Here is a 6,964-nt window from a genome sequence, read left to right as displayed (position 1 = left end):
ACTTGACCACCCCGCCCCACCAGCCGCTGACCACCGGTCACCGGCCGTCACCCCACGCCAAGAACCGTCACACCGCGCGCTCGCACTGAATGTTTGCCTCTCGACGTGGCGGACAGGGAATGGCGGTGGACTACTAAATGGTGCGGAGGATCCCCGGTTTCGCTAACCGGGGTGGTCTGCCCGATGCCCCCCGGTCCGCTCTCACGGTCGGATGGCGATCGTGCTGACCGTGCCGTTTCCCCAGACTGTGGTGTTCATCAGCACGCGGACGTGGTGTTGCCGCTGCTTTAGCTGCACGGCCTGTCCACGTCCGACTTCGCGCCCGCGTTGGAGCAGTTCCTCGGCACCGGCAACCGGGTCCGGAACTACCCGGCACAAACAACATGCCAGTTCACAGAGCCAAGGTTCGAGAACGCCAAGCTCGTCGAACGACCTGACGAATCAGGAGGTGCTCAGCAAGCCGCGTGAGGACGGCCCAGGAGCGAACCTCGGTGGGCGTAAGGGGTCGGGAACGGCAGAGAGCGCACGTCACCCACCGGATGTGCCTGAATCTGCTCCTCGCCGCCCCTGTGGCCGAAGGCGGCACGGCGCAGCGGCACCTCCCATCCCAAAGGGCTCAGCGGAGGGTCCTCGCCACTTCCACCACGGCGATGTCGGCGAGGGCTGGCACCACCGCTTGCACCAGTTCCTCGCAGGTGGCCACCACGTCGAGGGTCCGTCCCACGTGCTCGCGCACCGAGCCGAGGACGCGCAGGCGGGCGGCCTCCTTCTCGCGTTCGGTGACATCGAGCATCTCCGCCAGCACCCCCAAGATCCTCCCCTGCGGGCTCTCCAGACGAGATGCCGAGACGGAGAGCAGATACTCCGGCCCCGGCGCGTCCTTCGGACGCACCCCCACCATTTGGCCCCCTGCGGGCGCGCCACTCTCCAACACGCTGTGCAGCATCGCCTCCACCTCACCGGGTGCGGAAAGGTCATACACGTCGGTGAAGTGTCGGCCCATGATCTGTTCAGGGGGCGCTTCGTGCAGGACCGGCGCGGTGACGTGGACCCGACGGATCCGCAGCTCCGTGTCCAGGACCAGCAGGCCTGCCAGGGACTGGTGGAACAGGGCTTCCAGTACTTCAGGGTTCCGCCCTGCCGAAGCGGTGGGCCTTGCCGAGCCGGATCTCACCCTGCCCACCACCGGGTGGGGCTCCGCCTTGCTGCACCGGACACGGCCAAGCGTCGGGAAGCAGTGGACCGACTCCGGGGAGAACTACGACGACCGCGGCCTGAAGAACCGGTCGGCCGAGGATGTGCGACGGGTGCCGATTCCTCCGCAGCTCATTGCAAGCCGCTCCGGTTGCCCGGTACGCCTTCAACTTCGGAGCCCACGGGCGCGACATCGGGTCCTATCCAGCCTTCGCCTACGCCGAGCTGAGCGGCCTGTGCGTCGTCCATGAGCCTGGAACCCCCCGTTTGAAGGGCGAGTTCGACGGCGCCGTCCTGCGCTTCGCGGCCTGGGGCGTGTGGTTCGTGCTCCTCCCCCTGGCATGGTTCGTCTTCGCCCGCTGGTATCGCCTGCGTGGCGAGGCTCGGGGCATCGTCCCCCGCGGCGATCACGACAGCCCTGATGGTGCTGCTGACCAGGAACCAGCCATGGGAGGCCGCATTGCTGGAGAACAGCTACGCCTCCCCGTGGTACCTGGTCAGCATCGGACTGTTCGCCCTCGGCATGGCCGAACGCAGCTGGATCGCCGCAGCGGCCGGCACCGCTCACGCTCTGCTGCTCACCGGCTACCTGGGAGCATCCTGGGGCAGTGGATGGCTCCCCTGGGAGCACCCCGCCCACCCCGGCTGGACCGACGGACCTCAGGCCAAGGCGCTCCTGCTCGCCGCCATCCTGCTCCTCGCCGGTCTGTCCGAGTGGGCGTCGCTCCGCCGCCGAGCCGCGCCTGACGCCGCCGGTGCGCGTACGGTCGCCTGATGAGCGTTGAGGACTCGACCGCTGCGCGGGACGACCAGCAAGGACCGCATCCGACTCAGGCGCTGGACGATACCGTCCATCAGCGCGTGCGGCTCGGCATCCTCACCGTCGCCCGCGAAGCCGACCGGGTCGAGTTCAGCTTCCTGAAGAAGCAACTGGCCGTCACCGACGGAAACCTCTCCCGGCACCTGAAGGTGCTCGAGGACTCAGGCTTGATCACCATGGAGAAGGGCTACGCCGGTCGGCGCCCCCGAACGTGGATTGCCCTCAGCCGCGAAGGCGCGCAGGCGCTGGACGCCGAACTTCGTGCCCTGCGTGCACTCGTCCTTCGCCTGGAAACTCCCCGCCCCGCGCCCGGCCCACCCGACACGTGATCACCGCTTTAGGAGAGAGGCAGGGCCGTAGGGTGCATGACCTGCGCAGTTACGCTGCATGTCAGCCTCGCTGGAATTGACCGTCGCTGACCGGGGGGAGCCCTGGCGCACCACTGGATGTGGCACGACTCTGGCACGCCTGGCTTGCTGGATGCGGATCCCGCCGTACTGGACGCGAGGCGCACGACCATCGCGGGCTCAAGCATCGACGGAAGGAGAAGAGCAAGGGGGTCCCGATCCCGCTTGTTCTCCTCGGGGGAGACGAAGTGCCCTCGGCAGGATTCGAACCTGCGCACACGGCTCCGGAGTGATTGCGCTGATTGAGCCTGACACCGTTTCTGACCTGCGGCGGAAAGCTAACCACTCTGCGCAGAGGGCCTGATTGTGTCGGAGGTGTGTCGTACCAGGGGGTGGGAGGTCGGCACCGCGTCGCCGACGGGGTAGGGAAGTGAGCGTGCCGGCCCGGGGTTAGCGCAGGAACACAAGGGGAATCGCCTTCGGCGCATGCGACCCACCGGAGGTCGGCTACGCCGACGGGCCGTAACACCCCCAGAATGTCGCAGCCGCCTGTGACCGGACAGCCCGGACAGCGGCACTTCGAGCTGTCCGGGCTGTTTATGCAGGCGAGGGAGGTAACCGGGACAGCCGGACAGGGGGACACCAGATGTCGGTCAACCGGGCGAGCGTGACGCTGGTAGGGACCAGCAAGGGACACAGCAATAGTGGGCGGCGGTTTCCGTTCTACTGGTGGGAGGCTCCTGAGGGGAGCGCGGGCGCAACGTACGCGGTCCGCCCCTCGGTGGCAGCGGTGTTCCTGGCCGCCCAGCTCGGCCAGTGACTCCACCGCCCGTGGCCTCGGGATCGCTGGTCTGGTCGTGCGTGTTCTAGGCCTGGCCGCAGCTGTCTTCGCCATCCTCCGCGGCCACACCGCGGGGCGGTCGGCCCGAGTAATCCACCGGGTCTCAGCCCAGGGCTCGTGGTTCCCCGCACGATCTGGCACTTATCTGGCACGTCCGCCAGCGGTGCCAACCTGGTCACAAGGCCGATGTCAGTGGCGGGTGTTAGCTTCGGAGGCGCAGATGGGCCGGTTCGATGTCCTCACTGAGGAACACGGCGGCCAAGGGGGGTGGCCGGATAGGAGTCTCCAGACCTACACGGTCCCGAGACGCCGAATGGCTCCGCACCCACCCCCCTCACAGCCTTCTGATCCGTAGCTCTATGCGGATCGGTCAACGAAGGCCATACAGGCCACGATGGGTGCCGTGAGGGCCGGTACCGGTCGCTGCCGGTCGCTGGGGTTGCTGTACTTCGCTGCTGTACCGCAGCCAGACTGAAACGCCCGGGCTGACCCCCGACGGAGGGTCCACGGCCTCTTCGTCCCGAAGCAACCCCGGTACTCTCACGACCTCCGGTCTCACCGGGGTTGAGCTGCGCGAACAGTCCCCAAACCGTTGGCTCGCCTCGGACGGCCCGACAACGGCACGGAGGTCAGGGCCCGTTCAATCGAAGCGGATGTGGCGGATGCCCGTCGCGTGCCTGCGCAGGCGTGCCCGAAATGCACCATCGGTATTCGGGGTGATCGGTAGTCCGGCTGAGTGGGCGATGCGGTCGGCTACGTGTGGCACCGTCAAGTGGTCCGTGTGGATGTGCTCGGCGAACTCCGGTTCCTGGAGCCGTTTGAGGCAGTCGTCGAGTCGTGCCACGGCGAAGCTCTCGCGTTTCAGGCCGCGCCCGAGTCCGCGTTCTGTCAGCCGTCGCAGCACGGTGGACCGCTCGGCGAGCAGTGCGAAGTGGTGCACATCGTGGCCGTCGTCACGCAGCCTGCCAATGATCTCAGTGAAGTAGCGGGGGTCGACGAGGGTCATCGGGGCGATGACCGGCCCGTCGTGCCTGCGCAGGACTAGGTCCAGCACTTCATGTACCCCGTGCCGCCAGGTGGTGAGGTCCTGGAAATCCTCGCGCAGGGTGGGCGGCAGCATGCGGTGCAAGCCGAAGCCGACGTGTTCCGGGTCGCAGACGACGCTGCTCGGCAGCCGCCGGTGCAGTTCGTAAGCGGTCTGGGTCTTGCCACCCCCGAAGGGGCCGTTGATCCACAGCAGCATACGAGGACGGTACGCCAGACGAGCCACGCGGGAGGCGGATAGCGCAGTCGGTTGACCAGGCTTTAGGAGCCTGGTGGTGGGGGCGGCGTGGGTACGCAGGTCGCGCCGGGTTCGGAGAGTCCCCAGCTCGGCGGCGCTTCTCGACTGCTGCGAAACGTCGTTGACCGCGGTTGACCGCCTGGTGTGGCACCAAACTGGCACGCATCGGCGGGTTTGAGGGGCCCCGAAGATCCCGGACAGGGACCCAATAGGGTTGTCCTGTAAGGAATCGAGGGAAGTAGCACGGTGGCACGTCAAAGTTCGTACTCGCCGGAGTTCCGCGAGGAAGCGGTCCAACTGGCATTGAAATTCAGCAAGCCCATCGCTCATGTGGCCCGGGAGCTCGACATGAATCCCGAGACGCTTCGCACATGGGTGCGCCGGCACGAGCGCGAGCATGGGAAGCAGGCTGGCCCCCTTGAGGTTGACGAGCGGGCCAGGCTGAAGGAACTCGAGCGTCGCAACCGCGAACTCGAGATGGAAGTTAGCTTCCTGAAAAAAGCCGCAGCGTACTTCGCGAAGGATCCCCGGTAGCCAGTAAATACGAGTTCATCGAAACGATGAGACTCGATACGGCAGAGTACGCATACCCCGTCGAGTTCATGTGTGACCGACTCGGCGTGTCCAAATCTGGCTATTACGACTGGAGATACCGTCCGGACTCCGCCACATCTCAGCGGCGCGAGGAATTGCGACTTCTCATCCAGAAGGCTTTCGAAATGTCCGACAGCACCTACGGCTACCGGCGTGTGCACGCCCAACTGCTCCGATGGGGTGTCAGCGCTGGCTCGGAGCTTGTCCGCCAGTTGATGCGCGAGCTTGGCCTGGTGCCCTGCCAACCCCGCCCGAAGCGGTGGTCGCTAACCCAGGCGGCACCGGGCGCCGTGCCAGATCTTGTCGGCCGCGTGTTCACCGCTGGCGCCCCGGGCGAGAAGCTCGTCGGCGATATCACCTATATTCCCACTGGCGAAGGGTGGCTATACCTGGCGACCGTTATCGACTGCTGCACCAAGGAAGTCATCGGATACGCGATGGACGACCATTACCAGACTCCGCTCATATCCCGTGCCATCCGCAGCGCGGCACGAAACAGGAAGCTCGCCAAAGATGCAATATTCCACTCTGACCGCGGCAGCAACTACATGTCGGCCGAGTACGGTGACGTGCTCAAGGAGTTGGGGCTGCGGCGTTCGGCTGGCCGGACCGGAATCTGTTACGACAACGCCATGGCCGAATCATTTTTTGGAGCTCTGAAGAACGAGCGGGTATCGCGTGTGACCTATCCCACCCGCGAGGTCGCCCGGCGGGACATCATTCGCTACATAGAATTCTGGTACAATCTCAAACGCCTTCACTCGGCGGTGGGTTACCGCCCCCCGCGCGAAGTCCACGCCGAGTTCGAGGATCTGCGGCTCGCTGCATGAATTGATCGGTCAAATCCCTGTCCGAAAAACGCGCGGCCCCTCAGAAGAGTGGAGCCGCGGACGTGACGAACGGTTGCACAGGCTATGGGTACGACGAGTCGAGACATTGCAGCGGGAACTTGACCGCCGCGCCGACGCCCGGAGGTGATCGGTGCCCCTCGATGCGAACTATCGGCGGGGCGGTCGCTGAGGTCTGCTCGGCTGGTCAGTAGGTCGGCTGAGACTGGTGGCGGTCGGCTGCGGTCGCGGCGGTTGCTGTACTTCGCTGCTGTACAGCAACCCTTCCTCAGACCGGGAGTACCTGGAACACTCCGCGTGTGGACGAGATCGTCTTCCGATACACGCAAGCTCAGCGACGCAGTGTTCGCATCTCTGTGGCGCTGCTCGGCCTGATGAGCCTGGCCGCCGCCGGCCTCGCCTGCGTCTCCGTCGCGCGTGATGGGGTGGCGGAGGCTCTCGGCACCTGGGCCGTGCTAGGGCTTGCGCCCCTGTTCCTGGGCTTGTTGGGCGCGGGCATGGCCAGCAGTGGTTGCACCATCGTCGACGATGAGGGCATCCGAGCCCGCAGTATGTGGCGGCATTGGCAGTGCTCTTGGGCGGAGATCGGTGATATTGCTGTGGCCCAGGAGCATGGGCGCGGCAATGTGATTAGGCGGATTCGGGTCACATTGGTGACGGGGGGCAAATTCAAGCTTCCAGCCCCGTACGACTCCGCACGTCTAGGTGCAGATCCGAACTTTGACCTCAAACTCGAGCAGATCTGCCGGCGCTGGAGAGCGGGCCGAAAGCTCGGCTCGAAGCGTCCGTAGGGGCTTCTGCGAGCAAAGATCACCAGTTTGGAAGATCCCGTATGCGCCGGGTGGCTGACCTGCGGAGTCCTTGACCTGGGCCGGAGCACGGTCGGCGCCGTCGTTCCCCGTGAGTCCCCGCTTCGTCCCGCCGGACCGGGCACGCAACGGGCACGACTGTCGGGCCGATCTTGCGCAGCCTACGGGCGCCCGATACAACCGTCTGGTGACAAGCGCCTCCAAGCCGAACGCACGGTGGACCAAGGAC

General features: G+C 65.9%; 7 protein-coding genes and 1 pseudogene. 6 read left to right on the top strand and 2 right to left on the bottom strand.

The window, feature by feature from the left end; translation table 11 throughout:
* Positions 1-616 precede the first annotated feature (616 nt).
* Positions 617-1,174, bottom strand: a complete 558-nt coding sequence (locus EFK10_RS46490) for a PAS domain-containing protein (RefSeq protein WP_164836515.1) — start codon at positions 1,172-1,174, stop codon at positions 617-619.
* Here EFK10_RS46490 and EFK10_RS51745 point away from each other — a divergent pair.
* The 4 genes and pseudogenes from EFK10_RS51745 to EFK10_RS48360 all read left to right on the top strand — a co-directional run.
* A pseudogene (locus tag EFK10_RS51745) lies at positions 1,128-1,334 on the top strand (tyrosine-type recombinase/integrase); the annotation flags it as partial. The gene EFK10_RS46490 and the pseudogene EFK10_RS51745 overlap by 47 nt on opposite strands.
* Positions 1,335-1,615: 281 nt before the next feature.
* Complete coding sequence (locus EFK10_RS51740) at positions 1,616-1,969, top strand: hypothetical protein (RefSeq protein WP_240677899.1); 354 nt, start codon at positions 1,616-1,618, stop codon at positions 1,967-1,969.
* The gene (locus EFK10_RS46475) at positions 1,969-2,343 is read left to right on the top strand and encodes a winged helix-turn-helix domain-containing protein (RefSeq protein WP_127361650.1); all 375 of its coding nucleotides are present in this window, start codon (positions 1,969-1,971) and stop codon (positions 2,341-2,343) included. The genes EFK10_RS51740 and EFK10_RS46475 overlap by 1 nt, the downstream gene beginning before the upstream one ends.
* Before the next feature lie 664 nt (positions 2,344-3,007).
* Positions 3,008-3,181 carry a DUF6416 domain-containing protein gene (locus EFK10_RS48360; protein ID WP_164836513.1) on the top strand — a complete coding sequence of 58 codons (174 nt, stop codon included), beginning with the start codon at positions 3,008-3,010 and terminating at the stop codon, positions 3,179-3,181.
* A gap of 661 nt (positions 3,182-3,842) precedes the next feature.
* On the opposite strand, the gene EFK10_RS46465 is transcribed toward EFK10_RS48360, so the two are convergent.
* Positions 3,843-4,445 (bottom strand): AAA family ATPase, encoded by a 603-nt coding sequence (locus tag EFK10_RS46465; protein ID WP_127361648.1) that lies wholly within the window; start codon positions 4,443-4,445, stop codon positions 3,843-3,845.
* A 285-nt stretch (positions 4,446-4,730) separates the two neighbouring features.
* On the opposite strand from EFK10_RS46465, the gene EFK10_RS46460 reads away from it, so the two are divergent.
* Together EFK10_RS46460 and EFK10_RS46455 are read left to right on the top strand one after the other, a co-directional pair.
* A protein-coding gene (locus tag EFK10_RS46460) for an IS3 family transposase (RefSeq protein ID WP_127361647.1) occupies positions 4,731-5,908 on the top strand; the annotation gives its coding sequence in 2 pieces (ribosomal slippage) (positions 4,731-4,992 and positions 4,992-5,908; 1,179 coding nt in all).
* Between the two features lie 317 nt (positions 5,909-6,225).
* A complete protein-coding gene (locus tag EFK10_RS46455; RefSeq protein WP_127361646.1) occupies positions 6,226-6,717 on the top strand; it encodes a hypothetical protein in 492 nt (163 codons plus the stop codon).
* Positions 6,718-6,964 lie beyond the last annotated feature (247 nt).

The sequence above is a fragment of the Streptomyces soli genome, from assembly GCF_003999195.1.
In the GTDB taxonomy this organism is placed as follows: Bacteria; Actinomycetota; Actinomycetes; order Streptomycetales; family Streptomycetaceae; genus Actinacidiphila; species Actinacidiphila soli.
This window is presented reverse-complemented; position numbering and strand designations above follow the sequence as displayed.

What these genes read in the sequence shown, in the direction of transcription:
- EFK10_RS46465 (WP_127361648.1), bottom strand. Translation starts at nt 4,445, where the DNA reads ATGCTGCTGTGGATCAACGGCCCCTTCGGGGGTGGCAAGACCCAGACC.
- EFK10_RS46475 (WP_127361650.1), top strand. Translation starts at nt 1,969, where the DNA reads ATGAGCGTTGAGGACTCGACCGCTGCGCGGGACGACCAGCAAGGACCG.
- EFK10_RS48360 (WP_164836513.1), top strand. Translation starts at nt 3,008, where the DNA reads ATGTCGGTCAACCGGGCGAGCGTGACGCTGGTAGGGACCAGCAAGGGA.
- EFK10_RS51740 (WP_240677899.1), top strand. Translation starts at nt 1,616, where the DNA reads ATGGTGCTGCTGACCAGGAACCAGCCATGGGAGGCCGCATTGCTGGAG.